The organism is Phreatobacter sp. GW821-FHT04C01 (assembly GCF_059420385.1).
Genome location: NZ_JBWKTP010000003.1, coordinates 582,921 through 603,918 on the forward strand (window position 1 = coordinate 582,921; position 20,998 = coordinate 603,918).

Here is a 20,998-nt window from a genome sequence, read left to right on the forward strand (position 1 = left end):
CTTGCCGCAACGTCAGGACAGCCCTGTCCTCAATAGCCGTGCTGCGGGTCGACCAGGTTGACCAGAGCCTCGCCCTTCTCATGGGCCAGGATCTGCTGCGCCACATAGGTCGCGATCGCCGGCGGCGAGGAAATCGCCGAGTTGTGCGGGGTCACCGTGACCTTCGGATGGAGCCAGAGCGGGCTCGCCTGCGGCAGCGGCTCGGTCTCGAACACGTCGAGCACGGCGGAGCCGAGCTGGCCCTTGTCGAGCGCCGACACGATATCCGCCTCCACCTGCAATCCGCCGCGCCCGACATTGATCAGCACCGGGCCGCCGAGGGCCTCCGCCTTCGGCATGCGCGCGAACACCCGGGCATTGAGGAAGCCGGCGGTATCGGGGGTCAGCGGCAGGATCGCCACCAGGATGTCGGACGATGCGGTGATCGCGGCGAGGCCGTCATCGCCGTCGAACATGTCGACACCGGTCACCGCCTTGGGGCGGCGGCTCCAGCCGGCCACCTTGAAGCCCATCACGCCGAGCTTGTGGGCCGCGTCCTGGCCGAGCTTGCCCATGCCGAGCAGGCCGACGCGAATGTCGCTGGCTTGCGGCTGGTCGCGCAGGTCGGTCCATGAGCGCTCGCGCTGGAAGCCGTCATAGACACGCACCCGGCGCAGCGCCATCAGGCAGTGCATGACGACATATTCCGACATGCGGGTGGTCAGGTCGGGGTCGACGACGCGCACCACCGGCACGCCGGGGGGCAGCTTGCGGTCCTTGAACAGGTGGTCGACGCCGGCGCCGAGCGAGAAGATCGCCTTCAGGTTGGGCAAGCCGGCAAAGGCGCCTTCGGGCTGTTTCCAGGCGGCGCTGTAGGCGATCGTCGCGGGATCGTAGCTTTCGCTGTGGAGGACGACGTTCCAGCCCGGCAGGGCCTTCTGGAAACGGGCGCGCCAGGGTTCCGGGTCCCAGGCGGTGATGCCGAGCAGCAGGTTATTCACGGTGCGACACTTCCATATCCGGCGGTTTCGAGATCGAAGGCGGCGGCAAAAAGCGCCTTGGTGTAGTCGTTCTCGGGCGTCTTGAACACCCGGGCGGCGGGGCCGGATTCCACCACCTTGCCGCTCTTCATGACGATGATGTCGTCGGCCAGCGCCGCGACCACTTTCAGGTCGTGCGAGATGAACAGATAGGTCAGGTTGCGCCGCGCCTGCAGGTCGCGCAGCAGGTCGACGATCTGCGCCTGGACGATGCGGTCGAGCGCCGAGGTCGGCTCGTCGAGCAGCACGAAGGAGGGTTCCAGCACCATGGCGCGGGCAATCGCGATGCGCTGGCGCTGGCCGCCGGAGAATTCGTGGGGGTAGCGATGGCGCGTCTCGGCATCCAGCCCGACATCGGTCAGCGCCGCGACCACCCGCCGCTCGCGCTCCGCCTCGGAGAGCTGCGGGTGGTGCACGGTCAGGCCTTCGGCGACGATCTCGCCGACCGACATGCGCGGCGACAGCGAACCATAGGGATCCTGGAACACCACCTGCATCTGCCGGCGGTTCGGCCGCATGGCCTTGAAGCCGAGCCCCTGCAACGGTTTGCCCATGAATATGATCGGCCCGTCGGACGAGATCAGCCGCAGCAGCGCCAGGCCGAGCGTGGTCTTGCCCGATCCGGATTCGCCGACGATGCCGAGCGTGCGGCCCTGCCGGACCGCGATCGAGATGCCGTCGACCGCCTTGACGTGACCGACCGTCCTGCGCAGCAGGCCGCGCTTGATCGGAAACCAGACCTTCAGGTCATTGGCTTCCATCATCACTTGCCCGTCGCCCTTGTCGATGCGCTCCATCGGCTTTGGCTCGGCGGCCATCAGGTCGCGGGTATAGGGATGTTGCGCGCGTTCGAAGATGTCGGCGACCGGCCCCTGCTCGACGATCTTGCCGTAGCGCATGACGCAGACCCGGTCGGCGATCTTGCGGACGATGCTGAGGTCGTGGGTGATGAACAGGATGGCCATGCCCTGTTCGCGCTGCAGGTCTTTCAGCAAGGCCAGGATCTGCGCCTGCACGGTCACGTCGAGCGCGGTCGTCGGCTCGTCGGCGATCAGCAGGTCGGGTTCGTTGGCGAGCGCCATGGCGATCATGACGCGCTGGCGCTGGCCGCCGGAAAGCTGGTGCGGATAGCTTTCGAGCCGCTCTTCCGGATCGGGAATGCCGACCTTGGCCAGCAATTCGACGGCGCGCGCGCGGGCCGCCCGCTCGGCGTAACCCTTGTGCAGGATCAGCACCTCGGCGACCTGCTTGCCGACCGTGTGCAGCGGGTTGAGCGAGGTCATCGGTTCCTGGAACACGATGGTGATGTCGTTGCCGCGCACCGCCCGCATGGTCGGCTCGTCGGCGCTGAGCAGGTCGCGGCCGCGGAACAGGATCTCGCCCGAGGGATGCGAGGCCGCCGGATAGGGCAGCAGCTTCATCACCGACAGGGCCGAGACCGACTTGCCGGAACCGGATTCACCGACCAGCGCGACGGTTTCGCCCTTGCGCAGATCGAAGGAAATGCGATCGACGGCGAGCGTTTCCTTGCCCATCTGGCGAAACGCCACCGAGAGCTCGCGGACCGACAGGAGCGGCAGGTCGGACATGGGGGCGGACGGATGATCGGACGTTCTATTGATCATGGCAGCGCCGTCAGGAAGCGGTCGAGGTCATGGCGGGAGTCCGGGTCGATGAAGCTCACGTGGTCGAGCACTCCAAGCTTTCGGTCGCCGGAAACGAAGGCGGTGCAGCCGGCGGCCGCCGCCGTGGCCAGATGGATCGTGTCGGGCAGTTTCAGCGCCGGCCATCGTGCCCGCAGGACGGCCGCGGCGCGAAGGATTTGTTCGGACACACCGACGCAGGCGAGCGGCAGCATGCGGCCGGCGAAAAGGTCCTCATAGGCCAGCACCAGGCCCTCGCTGGCGTCGCGCAAAGGCTGAACCAGCACTTCGCCATAGGTCAGCCAGCTGGTCACCGCCCGGACGCGGCCGGTTTCGATGATGTCCCACAGCCGGTCATGGGCCGAGATGCCCTCCGCTGCGCTTTCGAACAGCCGGATGAAGAAATTCGCGTCGAGATAAATCGATGGCGCCACGTCAGATCGGCCCGCCGTCACGAATCCGCCTGACCCGTTCGACCGCCTCGGCCGGCGAGCGCAGCCGCTTGAAGTCGAGCCCGGCCATCCTGGCGCGCAATCGCTCGGAAGCGGACTGGACCGGCGCCTTGCGCTGGATGAACTCGACCGGCCGATGCGGATCGAAACCGTCGCGGAGCGCCTCCGGCAGGTCCCGCACCGACACGATCTTCCTGGTCTGCGCGTCCATGGCCCAGTCCTGCTCCCGGTTCACGTGAAGGTCTTGCGCGGATCGAAGGCGTCGCGCACCGCTTCGCCGACGAAGATCAACAGCGACAGCATGACGGCGACGGTGACGAAGGCGGTCAGCGCCAGCCAGGGCGCCTGCAGGTTGGACTTGCCCTGCTGCAGCAATTCGCCGAGCGAGGGCGAGCCGACCGGCAGGCCGAAGCCGAGGAAGTCGAGGGCGGTCAGGGTCATCACGCTGCCCGACAGCACGAAGGGCAGGAAGGTGACCGTCGCGACCATGGCGTTGGGCAGGAGATGGCGCGTCATGATGGTGCGCGAGGAGACGCCGAGCGCGCGGGCCGCGTTGACATATTCGAAATTGCGGGCGCGCAGGAATTCCGCCCGGACCACGCCGACCAGCGCGACCCAGGAGAACAGGAGGAGGATGCCGAGCAGCACGAAGAAGCTCGGCGCCAGCACCGAGGAAATGATCAACAGCAGGTAGAGCGAGGGGATCGCCGTCCATATTTCGATGAAGCGCTGGAACAGGAGGTCGGTCCAGCCGCCGAAATAGCCCTGCACGGCGCCGGCGGCGACCCCGACCAGCGAGGAGATGATGGTCAGCGTCAGGCCGAACAGCACGGAGATGCGGAAGCCGTAGATGACCCGGGCGACCACGTCGCGGCCCTGGTCGTCGGTGCCGAGCCAGTTCCAGTTGCCGAGCGCGCAATAGCTGGAGCCGGCCGGTCGCTGGCCACGCGGCAGGCGTTCGGCCGCCGCGCAGTCCGGCAGCTTGTCGCGCTGCATCCAGGTCGGTGCCGAAGGGAAGGGGGTGACCGGATCCTTGACCGTCGAGGAGGCGTTGTTGCGCACCAGCGGCCAGATCAGGAAAGCCTTCTTCTCCTCGAAATGGTCGAGCAGGAAGGCGTCCTTGTAGTCGGCGGGCGTCTCGAATTCGCCGCCCAGGGCTTTTTCCGAATAGTCGAACAGCACGGGGAAGAAATGCTGGCCTTCGAGGTTCACATAGATCGGCCGGTCATTGGCGATGAGTTCGGCGAACAGCGTCACCACGAACAGCACCATGAAGATCCGGAAGCTCCAGAAACCACGGCCATTGGCCTTGAAATTGGCGAGACGGCGCTGGTTCAGCGGCGACAGCCGGCCGGGCTTCGGCCTGGCATCGACGGGCGCTTCGGCGGTCCTGGCGATCGCATCCATCATCAGACCTCGCGCGCCTCGAAGTCGATGCGCGGATCGACCCAGGTATACATGAGATCGGAGATCAGGTTCACCACCAGTCCGACCAGCGAGAAGATGAACAGGGTGGCGAAGACCACGGGATAGTCGCGGTTGAGCACGCTCTCGAAGCCGAGCAGCCCCAGGCCGTCGAGCGAGAAGATCGTCTCGATCAGCAGCGAGCCGGTGAAGAAGGCATGCACGAAGGCGCCGGGAAAGCCGGCGATGATGATCAGCATGGCGTTGCGGAAGACGTGACCGTAGAGCACCTGCCGGTCGTCCAGCCCCTTGGCCCTGGCGGTCATCACATATTGCTTGCGGATCTCGTCGAGGAACGAGTTTTTGGTCAGCAGCGTCATGGTGGCGAAGGCGCCGAGCGCCATGGCGGTCAGCGGCAGGGTCAGGTGCCAGGCATAATCGACGGCTTTCTGGATCAGGCTCATCTCGGCGTAATTGTCGGAATGCAGGCCGCGCAGCGGGAACCAGTCGAGAAACGAACCGCCGGCGAACAGCACGATCAGCAGGATCGCGAACAGGAAGCCGGGAATGGCATAACCGACGATGATGACGGCCGAGGTCCAGACGTCGAAGCGCGAACCGTCGGAGATGGCCTTGCGAATGCCGAGCGGAATGGAAATGGCATAGGTCAGCAAGGTCAGCCAGAGCCCGAGCGAGATCGACACCGGCAGCTTTTCCTTGATCAGGCTGATCACCGAGACGTCGCGGAAATAGCTCTTGCCGAAGTCGAAGGTGGCGTAGTTCTTCAGCATCAGGAAGAAGCGTTCATGCGCCGGCTTGTCGAAGCCGAACTGCTTCTCGAGCTGGGCGATGAATTGCGGATCGAGCCCCTGGGCGCCGCGATAGCGGCTCGCGGCGGCCTCCGCGGCGGTCGAGGCCGCCTGCCGCGCGGCGTCGGCCCCGCCCCCCGATATGCGCTGCGACGCCGAGACATCGTTGCCGGTGAGCTGGGCGATGACCCGCTCGACCGGTCCGCCGGGCGCGAACTGGATGACCAGGAAGGACACGAGCATGATCCCGAGCAAGGTCGGGATCATCAGGAGGATGCGGCGGACGATGTAGGTCAGCATGGGGCGAGACTCGGACGCCCGGAGTCTGGCGTCAATGGGGCCGGCCGTGGCCGAACGACACGGCCGGGTGATTTTCGATCGTTCGGGATCTGCTCAATATCCGCAAATAGCCGGGAATGAGAGGAATTTAGCATTTCACATCGACGCCATGCCGCACGATCCTGGATTTCGTTCCGGCCCGGGGCTGTTTCAGGCGGCGCCGGCCGGGTGGCCGAATTCAGGCGGTGGAGCAGGCATGACCGAGATCAATTGCGACATGGGCGAAGGTTTCGGCCTCTACGGCATGGGTGACGATGAAGCGCTGATGCCGCTGATTTCGGCCGCCAATGTCGCCTGCGGTTTCCATGCCTCGGACTTCAACCATATGCGCCGCACGGTGCAATTGGCGCGCCGGCACGGCATCCGGGTCGGCGCGCATCCTTCCTTGCCCGATCTGCAGGGTTTCGGCCGGCGCGAGATGGCGATGAGCCGGGAAGAACTGGCCAATTGCATCATCTACCAGATCGGCGCGCTGAAAGGGTTTCTCGACGCCGAGGGCATGAGCCTCAACCACATCAAGCCGCATGGCGCGCTCTACGGCATGGCGGCCCGGCAGGACCACGTCGCCCATGCGATCGCGGACGCCGCCGACATTTTCCGGGTGCCGCTCTACGGCATGGCCGGAACCCTGCACGAAACCGTCTACCGCGACCGCGGGCACCAGCTCGTTTCGGAATTCTACGCCGACCTCGATTATGCCGACGGCGGCCAGCTGGTGATCGTGCGTTCGCGCGGCGCGATCGATCCGGCGCGCGCCGCGGCACGGTCGTTGCGGGCAATCACCGAGGGCAAGGTCGCGTCTCAGGGCGGCCAGGATATTCCGGTCAGGGCCGAGACGATCTGCATCCATTCCGATACGCCGAATGCCCTGGACGTGCTGCGGGCCGTGCGCGCCGCCATCGCGGATCATTTGCCGGCGGGCTGAGATCCGGCCGGCGCGGGCCTATCAGCCTTCTGCAAGGCGGGTCTGTTAAGATCCCGATCGGTCAAGCCAGGGCTCCGCCGCTGGCTCATTCATGCTGCTGCAATGGTTGGTCTGATATCGGGCCGCCAATGTCGGCCTTGATGGGCCGCGTATGAGGACAAGGTCTTGAACAAGCAGTCCGGACGTCGCGATTTCCTGAAGGGCGCAGGCCTGCTGGCGCTCGCGGCCGGCTTGCCCGCACCGGCGCTTGGCCAGGTCGCGCGCGATCGGGTGACGCTGGCCTGGATGCCGCTTCTCCAGTCCATGCCTTTTGTCGTGGCCCGCCAGGAAGGCCTGTTCGACAAGGCTGGCCTGGATATCGAAGTGATCCGTCTGCAGGCCCAGGCTCATCTGGTCGAGACGCTGGTCGCCGGCCGCGCCGATTGCAGCGCACCGGGGGCCTCCGCCGGGCTTTCGACCATTGCCGAAGCCAATACGCCCGGCAGTCTCAAGCTCTCCGGCCTGCAAGGCGGCAGCAATGCCTTGAATCGCATCGCCGACGGTCTGATCACCCTCGGCAATTCGCCGATCGCCGCGCTCAAGGACATGCGCGACCGTTCGTTCGGGCATTTGCCGGGCGCGTCATGGCGCACCATTGCCCGCCACATGATCCGCCGGGCCGGGCTCGATCCGGATCGCGACGTCCGTTTCGTCGAACTGGCGGCCAACCTGCATGCCCAGGCGCTCGTTTCGGGAACGGTGGAGGCGGTCCTGTCGGTCGAGCCGACCGTCTCGCTCGCGGTTGCCGGCGGCACCGCCAAGCGTGTGATGACCAATCTCTGCGCGACCGCGATCGCCGATCCGTTCTTTGCCGGCGTGTCGCTGCTCAACACCAAATTCGTCCGCGAGCGGCCGCTGGTCGCCCGCCGGGTCGTCGATGTGCTGGATGAGGCAACCCGCCTGGTCGAGGCCGATTTCGACAAATACCGGCCGCTGCTGGCGAGCTGCACGGCGGTCACTGCCAACCAGGCCGGCCTTGTGCCGCAGCCCTATCTCAAGGGCTGGCGCGACCTCGGCGAGGCCGACCACAAATCCTACCAGGCCTTTGTCGAGACCCTGGTCACCGAGCGCGCGGTGCGCTCGTCGGCGCGCACCAGCGGCATCATCCTGAAGGCAAGCGATTTCGCCGCCTGAGCGCAGGCTCAGCCGACCGCCAGCGTACCGATCGCCATGGCGACGGCGGCCTGGGTCGGATCGATCACGGGAACGCCGAGCGCGTCTTCGAGCGGTTTCCTGTGCCGGGCCATGCCGGCGCAGCCCATGACGATCACGCCGGCGCCGTCGAGGTCCTTTAACTGCCGGCCGATCTCGATCATCCGGTCGAGGGTCTTGTCGCCGGTGGCGGTCTCGGCGACCGACATTTCGAGCGCCCGCTCGCCGGCGAGCCGGTCCATCAGCGCCATCTGGCGGAGATAGCGCAGGTGCCGCGGGATCGACCGGCTCTTGATCGCGATCACGCCGAAGCGCTCGGCCCGCGCCAGCGCCGCCAGCACGCCGCTTTCGGCGATGCCGAAGACCGGCCGGCTGGTGCCCTCGCGTGCCACATGAATGCCCGGATCGGAATAGCAGGCGATGACGAAGGCGTCGGCGTCGTTGGTCGCCTCGATCTTGCGGCGGAGCGGAATGGCCAGGCTGTCGACATGTTCCTGGGTCTCGATGCCGAACGGCCCCTCGGCGAGCGTCGTGCAGACGATCTCCGGCCCTTCGGCATAGCTCAGCGGCTTCACCGCCTGGCGCAGGCCCTCGGTGACGGCCTCGTTGGAATTGGGATTGATGACGAGGATACGGGGTCTGCGTGTCATGGAGTTCCGCTCGGGCTGATCGCGTGTCTATTGTCGGGCCGAACCGGAACCCCGTCCAGTCGGAGAAAGACATGCCCGCTTCCCTCTATGACCTCGTCATTCGCGGCGGCACGGTCGCCACCGCGACCGGCCGCTTCAAGGCCGACGTGGCGGTCAAGGGTGAAACCATCGTCGCGCTCGGCCTGGATCTGCCTGCCGGCGCCCGCGAGATCGACGCCACCGGCAAGTTCGTCCTGCCCGGCGGCATCGACACCCACACCCATATCGAACAGGTCTCGGCCGGCGGTTTGCTCAACGCCGACACCTTCGAGAGCGCCACGACCTCCGCGGCCTTCGGTGGCAACACCACGGTGATCTCGTTTGCGGCCCAGCACCGTGGGCTCGATCTGAGGAAAGTGGTCGACGACTATTCAGTGCTCGCCGAACGCGGCGCGCTGATCGACTACGCCTTCCACATGATCGTGGCGAACCCGGACCGGAAGACCATCGAGACCGATCTGCCGGCGCTGATCAGGGAGGGCCATGCCTCGGTCAAGGTGTTCATGACCTATGACCTGATCAAGGTCGATGACGAGCCGCTGCTCGACGTGCTGCTGGCCGCACGCGAGAACCGCGCCATGGTCTGCGTCCATGCCGAGAACCACGGCATGATCTCCTGGATGGGCAAGCGGCTGGTCGCCAGAGGCTATACCGCGCCGAAATACCACGCGATCAGCCATCCGCGCGGCTCCGAGGCCGAGGCGTTCACCCGGCTGATCACGGCCGCCGCCCTGATCGACCAGCCGATCATGATCTTCCACGTGTCCACCGCCGAGGGCGCCGAGGTCGTTCGCCAGGCGCGCGGCCAGGGCCTGAAGGTGTTCGCCGAGACCTGTCCGCAATATCTGTTCATGACCAGGCACGATCTCGACAAGCCCGGCCTCGAAGGCGCCAAGTGGATGTGCTCGCCGCCGCCGCGCGAGGCGTCCGACCAGGACGCCTTGTGGCGGGCCCTGGCACTTGGCGACATCCAGACGGTCACCTCCGACCATGCGCCCTACCGGTTCGACGAGACGGGCAAGCTGTCGGCCGGGCCGAACCCCAATTTCAAGCAGATTGCCAACGGCCTGCCGGGCCTGGAGGTGCGCCTGCCGCTGATGTTCGACGCCATGGTGTCGAAAGGCCGGCCGGAATTCGAGGGCAAGGGGCTCGAGGCCTTCGTCAACCTGACCGCCACGGCGCCGGCCTCGATCTACAACCTGCCGAACAAGGGGGCGATCGCCCCGGGCATGGATGCCGATATCGTCCTCTGGGATCCCGAGAAGTCGGTGACCATGACCGACGAGCTGATGCACGACAAGACCGGCTTCACGCCCTTTGCCGGCCGCACCGTGAAGGGCTGGCCGGAGCATGTGCTGGTGCGCGGCCGCGACGTGGTGGCCGGCGGCGCGCTCACGGCGAAAGCCGGTTCGGGCAAATGGCTGAAGCGGACCGGCGGCTGGGCCGCCGAGCCGAGCGGCAAGCTGACCCCGGACATGGATCCGGCGACCAATTTCGGCGCGAAAATTCTCTGATCCGTCGCCCGATCACGTGGGCCGGAGCGGCGGCCCCCAAGCCACGGGGGCCTCCGTCGGCCGTACCCCCGGGCGATCGGGGGTCTTGAGCAATCAATCCCGGGCCGCCACATTGGCGGCATGACCCAAGCCAGCCAGCCTGCCTCCGCCAATCCCTTCTTCCGTTCCTGGACCACGCCTTTCGGCATCGCCCCCTTCGGCGAGATCGCCATCGCGGATTATCGCCCGGCCTTCGACCGCGCGCTCGCCGAGCACCGCGCCGAGATCGAGGCGATCGCGATCCAGGCGGAGGCGCCGAGTTTCGCCAACACGATCGACGCCCTGGAAAAGGGCGGCCATGCGCTCGACCGGCTCTGCGGCGTGTTCTTCAACATCGCCTCTTCCGATGCCGACGAGGCGATCCAGGCGATCCAGCGCGACATGGCGCCGATCCTGGCGCAACACGGCAATGCCATCAGCCTCGACACCAGGCTGTTTGCCCGGGTCAAGGCGCTCTACGATGCGCGTGACAGCCTCGATCTGAGCGCCGAACAGCGGCGCGTGCTGGAAAAAACCTATAAGAACTTCATCCGCTCCGGTGCCGAGCTCGATGACCCGGCCAAGGAACGCATGCGTGCGGTCACCGAGCGGCTCGCGACGCTCGGCACCCAGTTCGCCCAGAACGTGCTGAAGGACGAGGCGACCTGGACCTTGCAGCTCAGCGAGGCCGATCTTGAAGGCCTGCCGGATTATCTCGTCTCCGCCTTGCACCAGGCCGCCAGCGATCGTGGCCTCGACGGCGCGGTGATGACGCTCGGCCGCTCGATGGTCGAGCCGTTCCTCACCGTTTCGCCGCGTCGCGACCTGCGCGAGACGGTGTTCAAGGCCTGGGTCAGGCGCGGCGAGATGGGTGGGGCGACCGACAATACCGCGATCGTCGCGGAAACCGTGGCGCTGCGCATCGAGCGCGCCAGGCTGCTCGGCTATCCGACCTTCGCCGCCTTCAAGCTCGACGACACCATGGCCAAGACGCCGGCTTCGGTGCGCGCGCTGCTCGACCGGGTCTGGGGTCCCGCCAAGCTGCGCGCCGGCGAGGAGCGCGAGGCGCTCGCCGAGGTCGCGCGCGCCGAGGGCATGAATGAGCGGATCGAACCCTGGGACTGGCGCTTCTACGCCGAGAAGGTGCGCCAGCAGCGCCATGCGCTCGACGAGGCGGCGCTGAAGCCCTATTTCCAGCTCGACCGGATGATCGAGGCGGCCTTCGACGTCGCCACCCGTCTGTTCGGCGTCACCTTCGAGCGCCGGCTCGACGTGCCGGTCTATCATCCGGATGTGCGCGCCTATGAAGTGTCGCGCGGCGGCAAGCCGGTCGGGCTGTTCCTGGGCGATTATTTCGCGCGGCCGACCAAGCGCTCGGGCGCCTGGATGAGCGCTTTCCGCAGCCAGGAGAAACTGTCCGGCGACATCCATCCGATCATCGTCAACGTGATGAATTTCGCCAAGCCGCCGGAGGGCAAGCCGGCGCTGCTGTCCTTCGACGATGCCCGCACCCTGTTTCACGAATTCGGCCATGGCCTGCACGGCCTCTTGTCCGACGTGACTTATCCACTGCTCTCGGGCACCTCGGTGGCCCGCGACTTCGTCGAGTTTCCCTCGCAGCTCTACGAACACTGGCTGGCGCGGCCGGAAGTGCTGTCGCGTTTCGCCGTGCATGCCGAGACCGGCGCCGCCATGCCGCTGGAACTGATCGACCGGCTGATCGCCGCGCGCAATTTCAACCAGGGTTTCGCCACGGTCGAATATACCTCCTCGGCGCTGGTCGACATGGCCTTCCATTCGCTCGAGGACGCGGCGGGCCTCGATCCGATCGCCTTCGAGCGCGAGGAGCTCGCCCGCATCGGCATGCCCGAGGGCATGGTGATGCGCCACCGCACGCCGCATTTCGCCCATGTCTTTGCGGGCGACGGTTATTCAGCCGGCTATTACAGCTACATGTGGTCGGAAGTGCTCGATGCCGACGGCTTTGCCGCCTTCGAGGAAAAGGGCGACGTCTTCGACAAGGCCCTGGCGCGGCGGCTCGGTGATTTCGTCTATTCCGCCGGCAATATCCGCGATCCCCTGGAGGCCTATGTCGCCTTCCGCGGCCGCGAGCCCGACCCGCAGGCCCTGCTGGTCAAGCGTGGGCTCGCCAAGGCGGGATGATCGTGACGGCGGGATGCGGTCTTGGTGGCGCCGCGCCGTTGTCATTTCGGGTTGAGTTCTCCGCAAGAAAGTCATGGATGCCCGGGCCCGAGCCAGACGACGTGTCGATCTCGCAGCGAGCCTGACTGCCGCGTAGGCGCGTTGCGCCGATTGAGCGCTTCTTCCAGGGCCACCCTTCGTCTTGGCCGGGCTTGTCCCGGCCATCCACGACTTCAACCCGACCTGTTGCAGGCAACCGCACATTCAGGAGGCGTGCTGCCGCATGCCACCTGGATTGACCAACGCGACGCCGACCAGGCCTTGGCCGACCGAGCGGCAGTCTCAGTGCCGCATCTCCACCGTGCCGCCGGTCGCAGGTCCGATCGAGGCACTCCACTGGGCGGCCTGGCCGCGGATCCAGCCGACATAATCGCGCACCGGGATATAGATCGGCGTCGAGGTGCATTCGCGGCCGGGATCGGTGGTGCCGCCCTTCAGGATGCCGACAATGGTGAAGGTACCGCCGGCGCGGCGATAGACGGGTCCGCCGGAATCGCCGACGCACATGCCGGAGCGATGGGCGCGATCCTCGCCCGAAAGGCCGGCGAAGCCGCGGCCCTGGACGCTCGGCTGCGCGGTCCTCATCAGGGCTTCGCGCAACACGCCGTCGCGGGCACGCGCCCGCTCGGTCGAGCCGAAGCCGGCAATGATCATTTCTTCGCCGCGGCCGCCGGAGCCCCAGCCGCCGGGCAGCGCCGCGGCGCGGGCATCGGCGCCGATCGGGCGGGCGAGCTGGATCAGCCCGACGTCGTCGGAGGCGAAGCCGTGGCGGGCGTCGAACCCGGGATGGGCCTGGACCCGGGCGACGGCGGCGGTGGCGCGCCGGAATGAACGGTCGAGATAGCGCACCCGATAGCGGCCGCGCGCCGAGACGCAGTGGCCCGCGGTCAGCACCAGATCCGGTCCGATCAGGGCGCCGGTGCAGACGCCTTCGGGCGTCTCGATCAGAACCGTCGACCGTCTGGTGCCGTTGGGATCCCGGGCGGGTTCGCCCCGCATCACCGCTTCCGCCGACGGCATCGCCGCCAGCACGCCGACCACTGCAGCAATCCAACCGATATGACGCGCCACGGGATACCTCGCGCTCTGAGCCGGGCAGAGCCGCCAACCCGGACCTCACAGGAGTTAACAGACCTCCCTTGAGGCGGCCTGTCAATCGGGCAGTCCCATAACTCTGTGACAGTCTGATGAGGTCATCTGGCCGGTAGCGAGCTTCCCCAAGGGTACTTCAGCAGCCGGCCGCGCGTCGAAAGCCCGGCGCCGCTGGCGCGGCCAGCCTTGCCGCGCGGCCATGCCGGCATTCTCCGGACGGCACTTGTATTCCCTTGCCGGAATTGAGAAAATTGCGGCCAATGATCCGTAAGAAGGTCATCGGGGAGACGGCCATGGGGGTAGCAGATGTTGGATGCGGCGACCGCGCTCTATCGGATCGTCATTGCTGACGACCACCCCTTGTTCCGTGGCGCGCTGCGCGAGGCGGTGACCGGGCTCGGCGTCAAGCTGGTCATTACCGAGGCCGGGTCCTTCACCGAGATGTCGGACCTGATCGGCACGGATCCGGATGTCGACCTGGTGCTGCTCGACCTCGCCATGCCCGGCGTGAAGGGTTTTTCCGGCCTGATGTACCTGCGGGCGCAATATCCGGGTGTGCCGGTCGTGATCGTCTCGGCCACCGAGGATGCCGACGTCATCCGCCGCTGCTTCGAATTCGGCGCCTCCGGTTTCATCCCCAAGACATTGGGCACCGAGGCGATGCGTGACGCCGTGCGCATGGTGCTGGACGGCGGCACCTATGTGCCGCCCGATATCGATCTGGCCGGCGGCCGCGATTCCGAAAGCGCCAAGCTGGTGGCCCGCCTCGCCAGCCTGACGCCGCAGCAGGTGCGCGTGCTGATGATGCTGTCGGAGGGGCTGCTCAACAAGCAGATCGCCTATGAGCTGACGGTGTCCGAAGCGACGGTGAAGGCGCATGTCTCGGCGATCCTGACCAAGCTCGGCGTCGACAGCCGGACCCAGGCGGTCATCGCCGCCTCGAAGATCGCCGCCGAAGGCTGGCCGGGCCAGGCCTTGAACGGCTGAGGTCCGAACGGTCAGGGCGCCGGTCGCCCGGCGGCCGGCATCAGCAGAAGGGCGAGGCCCGCCAGCACCAGCCCCATGCCGGCAAGGCGCAGCGGGCCGAAGCTCTCGCCGAAGGCGAGCGAGGAGGCGGCCGCGCCGACAAACGGCACCAGCAGGGCGAAGGGCGCGGCGGTTGCCGCCGAATAGCGCCGGATCAGCCGGCCCCAGACGGCATAGCCGAAGGTCGTCGCGACGATGCCGAGATAGATGGCCGAGAGCCAGCCGAGCGCGGGGGTGTCCAGCACCGAGCGCCAGACCGCGGCGGGGCCGTCGATGGCCGCGGCAAGCGCCAGGCCGGGCAGCGGCGGCACCAGGCTGAGCCAGGCGATCAGGCCGAACATGTCGACGTCGCCGACGCGTTTCAGCAGGATATTGCCCAGCGCGAAGCTGATCGGCGAGATCAGGATCAGGGCGAACGCGCGCAGATCGAAATCCTGGCCGACGGTGCCGGCGATGCAAACGAGGCCGGCCGTCGCGATGACCAGGGCGGCGATCTGGCGGGATGTCGGGACCTGGCCGAGCAGAGCGGCCGCGAAAGCAACCGTGAACAGAGCCTGGCTTTGCACGATGACCGCGGCGAGCCCCGGCGGTACGCCTTGTGAAATGCCGATGAACTGGAACAGGAACTGGCCGACGAACAGGGTCAGTCCGAGGCCGGCCAGCCAGCGCCAGGGCAGGGCCGGCCGGGGCACGAACAGCACCGGCAGCGCCGCGACCAGAAAGCGCAGGGCCATCAGGAGCGGCGGCGACAGGCTGTCGAGCGCGACCTTGGTCAGGACGAAGGCGAGGCCCCAGACGAGCGTGACGACCAGGGCGAGCGCGACGTCGAGCGGTTTCATGCCGCAACACTGCCGCCGCGCGCGCGCCCGGCCAAACGGATTTCGCTGATCGACGGCATCCGCCGCGTTGATGCGATCGCCGGACGACCGCGGCCGCCCGGCGATCGCCATCGCATCAGAAGCGGTAGTTCAGGCCCGCGCGAAAGATCTCGGCGGTCATTTTGCCATCGGCGTGGATCAGGATCGGGCCAAGATCGGTGCGGTAGGTCTGCGTGCCGAGATCGACATGGAGATATTCGATCTTGGCCGTCAGGGACCGGTTGATCGCGGCCTCGACGCCGGCGCCGAGCGTCCAGCCGATATGGGTCTTGCTCGAGCTGTCGATGCTCGTGCCGCCGCCGCCGGCGCCGTCCTGATAGTCGTAGCGGGTACGGTCGGTGATGCTGCCGAGCGCCAAGCCACCGGTTGCATAGACCAGGAAGCGATCGAAGGTGAAGCCGACCCGGCCGCGCAGGGTGGCGAGCCAGGTCAGCGAGTTCGTCCAGGTCTGGACCGCGCTGTCGCCGGGCAGCCAGATATTGCCGTCGAGTTGCCGGCCGTGGCTCCGCATGCCGCTATAGGAGAAGTCGGCTTCGAGGCCGAGCACCAGCCGGTCGAACTGGTGATTGTAGCCGAGCGTCGCGCCGATCAGCCCGCCATTGGCCGCCAGGCTCTCGTTCATGTCGCCGTAATACAGGCCGAGGTTCCGATAGGCCGAGGTCGTCATGCCCTGGTGCGAGGCGCCCTTGCCATAGCCGCCGCTGATGCCGGCATAGATGCCGGTCCAGCGGTAGGCCGACATGACCTCGGCAAAGGCCGCCGGGGCGGCGAGCGGCCGGTCGGCGGCGAGCGCCGGCGCGGTCAATGCGCTGGTGATGGCGATGGCGGACAAGAGCTTCTTCATCGGGATCTCCATTTTTGGGATTGGCTTGGAACAGGTCAGGGGGAACGGGGCGCGGCAGGCATGACGTCGCGGCCCATCGGCAATGGCGGGAGCGTCCTGAGATAGGCGACGAGGGCGTCGAGATCGGCCTCGGTCATGGTGCGGTAATAGGCAAAGCCCATGGGCGGCAGCAGCGGCCCGCCATCGGCGCCGATGCCCTCGCGGATCGCGCGCTTGAGCCCCGCGTCGGTCCAGCCGCCGAGGCCTTCGGTTGCGTGCGGGGTCAGGTTGCGCGCGGTCGAGACGCCCCACGGGCCCGCGAAGGCCGAGCCGCCCGCGAAACCTTGACGCAGGATGTCGCGGCGCCCGTCGACCATCGGCGTGTGGCACTCGATGCAGTGGCCGAGCGCGGTCGCGAGGTAGCGGCCGTAGCCCAGCCGGTCCGACGGCGGGACATCCGGCACGGACCCGACCGGCGGGCCGTAGGACACCGGCAGGGCGATCCGATAATCCGATCGGCCGACCGCATTCCGGACCGGCCTGACGGTCCTGAGATAGGCGACGATGGCCTTGGCGTCCGTGTCGGAGATGGCGCGATAGGGCTCGACCGGCATGGGCGGGCCGATGATCGTGCCGTCCGGCCGACGACCTTCGCGGATCGCCGCGATGATCTGGTCATCGCTCCAGTTGCCGATCCCGGTCTCCCTGTCCGGCGTGATGTTCGGCACGCGCGCGGTAAAGCCCGGTTCGGCCATGACCGCGCCGCCGGCGAGCTCCATGCCGGGCAGCGGCCCCTCCGGTCCCCGTGCCGTGTGGCAATTGCCGCAGGCGGCAATGCCCTCGACGAGGTAGCGGCCGCGCCCGGCGAGGGTTTCCGCTTCCGAACGTCCGGCGGCAAGGGCCAGCGCCGCCGCCGCCATCAGCACGAGATATCGCGAAGCCGTCATGTCGCCTCCGGTTGGTCTGGTCAGGTCTGGTGGGCCAGCACGGCGCCGAGTCCGATCAGCAGCGAGCCGCAGACCCTGGCCGTCAGTGCCCAGGGCATGGTCCGGGCGAACCGGCCGAGCGTCGTCCAGGCGATGGCGACCGCCGCGACGTCGGCTGCGGACAGGGCGATGTTGACGATCACGCCGAGGGTGAGGAGCTGCAGCCAGGCCGGCCAGGGCGCCGCGGGATCGACGAATTGCGGCAGGAAGGTCAGGAAGAACAGGGCCGTCTTCGGATTGAGGGCCTCGACCACGACGCTGTCGCGGAATGTGCCGGCAGCGGCCGCGGCGGGGCTTTCGCTCGGGCCGGGACGGTTCAGGATCATCGCGGCGCCCAGCCAGACCAGATAGGCCGCGCCGGCGAGCTTGACGGCGGCATAAGCGAGCGGCGCGTGATGCAGGATCGCGGCAAGCCCGAATGCGGTCGCGGCGATATGGACGGCGCAGCCGACATGAACCCCGAGCGCCGCCTTGAGCCCGGCCCTGGGGCCGTGCGCCAGGGTCTGGGCGGTCATGTAGAGCATGGCGGGGCCGGGCATCACGGCGAAAGCCAGCGTCGCCAGGGCGAACGGAATCCAATAGTCCGGCGACGGCATTTTCGCTTTGTCTCCCGACGCGAACGCGCCGCCCGGGTCCCGGGCGGAATCGATGGGACACGGCGCCCGGCGATTCGAAGTCGCGGTCGTCGTTCGGGAGCAGGACTAAGCCCAAGGGGGAGCCGGGGCGTATACGCCCGCTGGCGTATTTCCGCGCCGGCCGGGTGCCGGCCATGGTGTCAGGGTTAGCGGAAAGCTGACGCGGCAAGCAGCCTTTGCGGAAGGGGGCCGGGCGAGCGCCTCAACCGGCTGGAAGCCCCAGGCGAACCGCATAGGCCGTCAGTTCCGCGGCGCTGTGCAGGTCGAGTTTGCGCATCAGGTTCTCGCGGTGCTTGCGCGCCGTGAGCGGGCTGATGCCGAGCCGTTCGGCCATGTCGCGCGCGGTTGCGCCATGGGCGACCAGCGCCAGGATCTGCAGCTCGCGGCGGGTGAGCGGGATCGGCGAGATCGTGTCGGCTGTGGGCTCGGCCACGGCGCGGCCGTCCGCCGCAAAGCGCAGCGCGGCGGCGAGATAGGACTTGCCCTGACGGATCGCCTCGACGGCGATGGCGAGTTCGGCCGGGTCGTCCTGCTTGGTGAGATAGCCGTCGACGCCGGCGTCGAGCGCGGCGCGGACCGTGCGCGGTTCGAGATTGGCGGTCAGAACCAGGATCTTCAGGCGCGGGAAGCTGTCGCGCAGCGAACGGATGAATTGCAGCCCGGTCACGCCGGGCATGCCGAGATCGAGCACGACGAGGTCGGCGGGATCTTGCCGGAGCAAGCCGCGAAGGCTTTCGCCGTCGGCGGCCTCGCCGACCACGACCACGTCATCGAGCGTCGACAGCAGCAGCTTCAGTCCTTCGCGCACGATCGCGTGGTCATCGGCGAGAGCGACGGTGAAGGGGCGCTTCATGCTCGGTCCATTGCGGCCTCGACGGCCTGGGACCCCCCAGATATCAAGTCGTGGTCGCCCTGTCGTCCCGGCCCGCGGGGCCGGCTGTCATGCAATTGTCAGGTCTTGAAGCTCCGGCCGTGAACGGCGGCGGCGCGCGCCCGGCCGACCCGCGCCGCGCATGCGGTTCGCGGGCCTGTCCCGGGCCGGCTCAGAGCTGCTGTGCCTGGAACGTATTGCAGGCGCTGATCTGACCGCTTCTCAGGCCGGTCATGAACCAGCGCTGGCGCTGCTCGGACGAGCCGTGGGTGAAGCTGTCGGGCACGGCATAACCCTGGGCGCGCTTCTGCAGCATGTCGTCGCCGATGGCGGCCGCCGTCTGCATGGCCGCGCGCACGTCGTTTTCGTCCATGAAGCGGGCACGCTGCTGGGTGTGGAACGCCCAGACGCCGGCGAAACAATCGGCCTGCAGTTCGACGCGCACCTGCAGCGCATTGCTCTGGGCCTCGTTGCCGGCGCTCTGCTGGGCTTGATGCACCCGGTCGAGCAGGCCCATCAGGTTCTGCACGTGATGGCCGACCTCATGCGCGACGACATAGGCATAGGAGAACTGGCAGGCCTGCGCCTCGCCGGTGCAGCCGCGGAAGCGCGTCGTCAGCTCCTGGAAGAAGGCCGTGTCGAGATAGACCTTGCGGTCGTTGGGGCAATAGAACGGACCCATGGCCGACTGCGCCGCGCCGCAGCCCGAGCGGGTCGCCCGGGTGAACATCACCAGCCCCGGCGCCTCGTAGCGGCGGCCGGCCTCCTGGAAGATCTTGGTCCAGGCATCTTCGGTCGAGCCGAGGACCGCGGCGACGAAATCGCCCATCTGGTCGCCGGGGCGGCCCTGCTGGCCCGGTTGCTGTTGCTGCTGCACCTGACGCTGGCCGCCGCCGGTCACCGCATCATAGCCGCCGATCAGGATCGCGGGATTGATGCCGGTCATATAGGAGATCAGGCCGATGACGATCATGCCGCCGATGCCGAGGCCGGCGGGGCCGCCTGGAATGCCGCCGCCGCCACCGCCGCCGCCGCGCCTGTCTTCGACATTCTCCGAGCGCCGGAAATCATCGTAACGCATGGTACTTCCCCTTGGGTCGACTGGATCATGACGCTGGAGGCCGGCGCGCGCAACTCCCAGGATGAAACAAGGATTTACTGCGCCTTAAGTTTTACAAATAATTCAGGTTTACCTTTTGGTGACAGAATAAAAACCAAATTCCTTGGTCGACTTAAGTATCCTTTTACCCTGTCGGGCCAATCTCCCCTCGTGTGCAGCGTCACATTTGTTCAGCGTACCGAGTGTCGCCTTCATGCGTTTGAGTTTGAACGGAACCGCCCGATCAGGTGACCGCGTACGGGCGGTCCGTTCACCTTCCCTTGTGCCGAGCGACAGCTCCGGCCTCGGCCTCGGCAGCCGGATCATGCTCGGCGATTGCGTCGAGGCCCTGAATGCCCTGCCGGCGGCCTCCGTCGATCTGATCTTCGCCGATCCTCCCTATAACCTGCAGCTGCAGGGAGCGTTGCATCGCCCGGACGATAGTCTCGTCGATGCCGTCGACGACGACTGGGACCAGTTCGAGAGCTTCGCCGCCTATGACGCCTTCACCCGCTCCTGGCTGAAGGCCGCCAAACGTGTGCTGAAGCCGGACGGCGCCCTGTGGGTCATCGGCTCCTATCACAATATCTTCCGTGTCGGCACGGCGCTGCAGGACCTCGGATTCTGGGTTCTCAACGACGTGATCTGGCGCAAGGCGAACCCGATGCCGAATTTCCGCGGCCGCCGGTTCACCAATGCCCATGAGACCCTGATCTGGGCCTCGCGCGACGCCAAGGCGCGCTACACCTTCAATTATGAGGCCCTGAAGGCCGGCAACGAGGATGTCCAGGTCCGTTCCGACTGGTTCATCCCGCTGTGCACCGGCGACGAGCGCCTGAAGGACGGCGCCGGCCGCAAGCTGCATCCGACCCAGAAGCCCGAGGCGCTGATCGCCCGGGTGCTGCTGTCATCGTCGAAATCAGGCGATGTCGTCCTCGACCCATTCTTCGGCTCCGGTACGACCGGTGCCGTCGCAAAGCGCCTCGGCCGGCGGTTCATCGGGATCGAACGCGATCCCGCCTATGCCGCAGCGGCCGAGGCGCGCATTGCCTCGATCGAACCCTTGCCAGAGGCATCGCTGGCGAGCTTCACCACGGCGCGCGAAGCGCCGCGGGTCGCCTTTTCGTCGCTGGTCGAGCGTGGCCTGGTGATACCAGGCACCGTGCTGACCGACGACAAGCGCCGCTATGTCGCCACCGTCCGTCCCGACGGGTCGCTGATGAGCGGCCCGCAGGTCGGCTCGATCCACAAGATCGGCGCCCTGGTGCAGGGCGCCCAGGCGTGCAACGGCTGGACCTTCTGGCACGTCAACGACAATGGCCGGCTCTCGCCGATCGACGCGCTGCGTGCCCGCATCCGCGAGGAGATGGGGGTCCGCTGACC

Annotated in this window: 20 protein-coding genes; 6 read left to right on the forward strand and 14 right to left on the reverse strand. The window is 67.3% G+C overall.

The window, feature by feature from the left end; genetic code table 11:
- Window positions 1–29: 29 nt before the first annotated feature.
- Genes AC07WJ_RS14445 through AC07WJ_RS14470 form a run of 6 tightly spaced genes read right to left on the reverse strand, consistent with a single transcriptional unit; the run spans window position 30 to window position 5,627 of the window.
- Window positions 30–980 (reverse strand): 2-hydroxyacid dehydrogenase, encoded by a 951-nt coding sequence (locus AC07WJ_RS14445; RefSeq protein ID WP_494935278.1) that lies wholly within the window; start codon window positions 978–980, stop codon window positions 30–32.
- Entirely contained in the window at window positions 977–2,608 is a 1,632-nt protein-coding gene (locus AC07WJ_RS14450) for an ABC transporter ATP-binding protein (RefSeq protein WP_494935279.1), read from the reverse strand. The genes AC07WJ_RS14445 and AC07WJ_RS14450 overlap by 4 nt, the downstream gene beginning before the upstream one ends.
- 32 nt (window positions 2,609–2,640) lie before the next feature.
- On the reverse strand, window positions 2,641–3,096 hold the full coding sequence (locus AC07WJ_RS14455; RefSeq protein ID WP_494935280.1) for a type II toxin-antitoxin system VapC family toxin: 456 nt from the start codon (window positions 3,094–3,096) through the stop codon (window positions 2,641–2,643).
- Window position 3,097: 1 nt separating this feature from the next.
- Window positions 3,098–3,325, reverse strand: a complete 228-nt coding sequence (locus AC07WJ_RS14460; RefSeq protein ID WP_494935281.1) for a hypothetical protein — start codon at window positions 3,323–3,325, stop codon at window positions 3,098–3,100.
- A gap of 20 nt (window positions 3,326–3,345) precedes the next feature.
- Complete coding sequence (locus tag AC07WJ_RS14465) at window positions 3,346–4,521, reverse strand: ABC transporter permease (RefSeq protein ID WP_494935603.1); 1,176 nt, start codon at window positions 4,519–4,521, stop codon at window positions 3,346–3,348.
- A 2-nt stretch (window positions 4,522–4,523) separates the two neighbouring features.
- Complete coding sequence (locus AC07WJ_RS14470) at window positions 4,524–5,627, reverse strand: microcin C ABC transporter permease YejB (protein ID WP_494935282.1); 1,104 nt, start codon at window positions 5,625–5,627, stop codon at window positions 4,524–4,526.
- A 235-nt stretch (window positions 5,628–5,862) separates the two neighbouring features.
- Between AC07WJ_RS14470 and pxpA the strand changes: the two genes are divergently transcribed.
- Window positions 5,863–6,591, forward strand: coding sequence for a 5-oxoprolinase subunit PxpA (gene pxpA, locus AC07WJ_RS14475; RefSeq protein ID WP_494935283.1), 729 nt, complete (start codon window positions 5,863–5,865; stop codon window positions 6,589–6,591).
- A gap of 165 nt (window positions 6,592–6,756) precedes the next feature.
- Window positions 6,757–7,764 carry an ABC transporter substrate-binding protein gene (locus AC07WJ_RS14480; protein WP_494935284.1) on the forward strand — a complete coding sequence of 336 codons (1,008 nt, stop codon included), beginning with the start codon at window positions 6,757–6,759 and terminating at the stop codon, window positions 7,762–7,764.
- An 8-nt stretch (window positions 7,765–7,772) separates the two neighbouring features.
- On the opposite strand, the gene AC07WJ_RS14485 is transcribed toward AC07WJ_RS14480, so the two are convergent.
- Entirely contained in the window at window positions 7,773–8,432 is a 660-nt protein-coding gene (locus AC07WJ_RS14485) for an aspartate/glutamate racemase family protein (RefSeq protein ID WP_494935285.1), read from the reverse strand.
- Between the two features lie 71 nt (window positions 8,433–8,503).
- On the opposite strand from AC07WJ_RS14485, the gene hydA reads away from it, so the two are divergent.
- Together hydA and AC07WJ_RS14495 are read left to right on the forward strand one after the other, a co-directional pair.
- Window positions 8,504–9,985, forward strand: a complete 1,482-nt coding sequence (gene hydA, locus AC07WJ_RS14490) for a dihydropyrimidinase (RefSeq protein WP_494935286.1) — start codon at window positions 8,504–8,506, stop codon at window positions 9,983–9,985.
- Window positions 9,986–10,105: 120 nt separating this feature from the next.
- The gene (locus AC07WJ_RS14495) at window positions 10,106–12,166 is read left to right on the forward strand and encodes a M3 family metallopeptidase (RefSeq protein ID WP_494935287.1); all 2,061 of its coding nucleotides are present in this window, start codon (window positions 10,106–10,108) and stop codon (window positions 12,164–12,166) included.
- Between the two features lie 321 nt (window positions 12,167–12,487).
- Here AC07WJ_RS14495 and AC07WJ_RS14500 read toward each other — a convergent pair whose 3' ends face one another.
- A complete protein-coding gene (locus AC07WJ_RS14500) occupies window positions 12,488–13,276 on the reverse strand; it encodes a S1 family peptidase (protein WP_494935288.1) in 789 nt (262 codons plus the stop codon).
- A 327-nt stretch (window positions 13,277–13,603) separates the two neighbouring features.
- On the opposite strand from AC07WJ_RS14500, the gene AC07WJ_RS14505 reads away from it, so the two are divergent.
- Window positions 13,604–14,284 carry a response regulator gene (locus tag AC07WJ_RS14505; protein ID WP_494935289.1) on the forward strand — a complete coding sequence of 227 codons (681 nt, stop codon included), beginning with the start codon at window positions 13,604–13,606 and terminating at the stop codon, window positions 14,282–14,284.
- Between the two features lie 11 nt (window positions 14,285–14,295).
- On the opposite strand, the gene AC07WJ_RS14510 is transcribed toward AC07WJ_RS14505, so the two are convergent.
- The 6 genes from AC07WJ_RS14510 to ypfJ all read right to left on the reverse strand — a co-directional run bounded on the left by AC07WJ_RS14510 (window position 14,296) and on the right by ypfJ (window position 19,597).
- The gene (locus tag AC07WJ_RS14510) at window positions 14,296–15,162 is read right to left on the reverse strand and encodes an EamA family transporter (protein ID WP_494935290.1); all 867 of its coding nucleotides are present in this window, start codon (window positions 15,160–15,162) and stop codon (window positions 14,296–14,298) included.
- 115 nt (window positions 15,163–15,277) lie between these two features.
- The gene (locus AC07WJ_RS14515) at window positions 15,278–16,045 is read right to left on the reverse strand and encodes an outer membrane protein (RefSeq protein ID WP_494935291.1); all 768 of its coding nucleotides are present in this window, start codon (window positions 16,043–16,045) and stop codon (window positions 15,278–15,280) included.
- Window positions 16,046–16,080: 35 nt separating this feature from the next.
- Entirely contained in the window at window positions 16,081–16,971 is an 891-nt protein-coding gene (locus AC07WJ_RS14520) for a c-type cytochrome (RefSeq protein ID WP_494935292.1), read from the reverse strand.
- Window positions 16,972–16,991: 20 nt separating this feature from the next.
- Window positions 16,992–17,606: a LysE family translocator gene (locus tag AC07WJ_RS14525; RefSeq protein ID WP_494935293.1), complete on the reverse strand. Its 615-nt coding sequence runs from the start codon at window positions 17,604–17,606 to the stop codon at window positions 16,992–16,994.
- A 241-nt stretch (window positions 17,607–17,847) separates the two neighbouring features.
- The gene (locus AC07WJ_RS14530) at window positions 17,848–18,498 is read right to left on the reverse strand and encodes a response regulator (RefSeq protein ID WP_494935294.1); all 651 of its coding nucleotides are present in this window, start codon (window positions 18,496–18,498) and stop codon (window positions 17,848–17,850) included.
- Between the two features lie 190 nt (window positions 18,499–18,688).
- Window positions 18,689–19,597, reverse strand: a complete 909-nt coding sequence (ypfJ, locus tag AC07WJ_RS14535; protein WP_494935295.1) for a KPN_02809 family neutral zinc metallopeptidase — start codon at window positions 19,595–19,597, stop codon at window positions 18,689–18,691.
- 232 nt (window positions 19,598–19,829) lie between these two features.
- On the opposite strand from ypfJ, the gene AC07WJ_RS14540 reads away from it, so the two are divergent.
- Window positions 19,830–20,996: a site-specific DNA-methyltransferase gene (locus tag AC07WJ_RS14540; RefSeq protein WP_494935296.1), complete on the forward strand. Its 1,167-nt coding sequence runs from the start codon at window positions 19,830–19,832 to the stop codon at window positions 20,994–20,996.
- The last annotated feature ends 2 nt before the right edge of the window (window positions 20,997–20,998 follow it).

Coding starts and splice junctions, on each gene's coding strand:
- AC07WJ_RS14465 (WP_494935603.1), bottom strand. CDS start 4,521: ATGGATGCGATCGCCAGGACCGCCGAAGCGCCCGTCGATGCCAGGCCG.
- AC07WJ_RS14510 (WP_494935290.1), bottom strand. CDS start 15,162: ATGAAACCGCTCGACGTCGCGCTCGCCCTGGTCGTCACGCTCGTCTGG.
- AC07WJ_RS14520 (WP_494935292.1), bottom strand. CDS start 16,971: ATGACGGCTTCGCGATATCTCGTGCTGATGGCGGCGGCGGCGCTGGCC.
- hydA (WP_494935286.1), top strand. CDS start 8,504: ATGCCCGCTTCCCTCTATGACCTCGTCATTCGCGGCGGCACGGTCGCC.
- ypfJ (WP_494935295.1), bottom strand. CDS start 19,597: ATGCGTTACGATGATTTCCGGCGCTCGGAGAATGTCGAAGACAGGCGC.
- AC07WJ_RS14515 (WP_494935291.1), bottom strand. CDS start 16,045: ATGAAGAAGCTCTTGTCCGCCATCGCCATCACCAGCGCATTGACCGCG.
- AC07WJ_RS14470 (WP_494935282.1), bottom strand. CDS start 5,627: ATGCTGACCTACATCGTCCGCCGCATCCTCCTGATGATCCCGACCTTG.
- pxpA (WP_494935283.1), top strand. CDS start 5,863: ATGACCGAGATCAATTGCGACATGGGCGAAGGTTTCGGCCTCTACGGC.
- AC07WJ_RS14485 (WP_494935285.1), bottom strand. CDS start 8,432: ATGACACGCAGACCCCGTATCCTCGTCATCAATCCCAATTCCAACGAG.
- AC07WJ_RS14495 (WP_494935287.1), top strand. CDS start 10,106: ATGACCCAAGCCAGCCAGCCTGCCTCCGCCAATCCCTTCTTCCGTTCC.
- AC07WJ_RS14460 (WP_494935281.1), bottom strand. CDS start 3,325: ATGGACGCGCAGACCAGGAAGATCGTGTCGGTGCGGGACCTGCCGGAG.
- AC07WJ_RS14530 (WP_494935294.1), bottom strand. CDS start 18,498: ATGAAGCGCCCCTTCACCGTCGCTCTCGCCGATGACCACGCGATCGTG.
- AC07WJ_RS14525 (WP_494935293.1), bottom strand. CDS start 17,606: ATGCCGTCGCCGGACTATTGGATTCCGTTCGCCCTGGCGACGCTGGCT.
- AC07WJ_RS14505 (WP_494935289.1), top strand. CDS start 13,604: ATGTTGGATGCGGCGACCGCGCTCTATCGGATCGTCATTGCTGACGAC.
- AC07WJ_RS14450 (WP_494935279.1), bottom strand. CDS start 2,608: ATGTCCGACCTGCCGCTCCTGTCGGTCCGCGAGCTCTCGGTGGCGTTT.
- AC07WJ_RS14540 (WP_494935296.1), top strand. CDS start 19,830: ATGCGTTTGAGTTTGAACGGAACCGCCCGATCAGGTGACCGCGTACGG.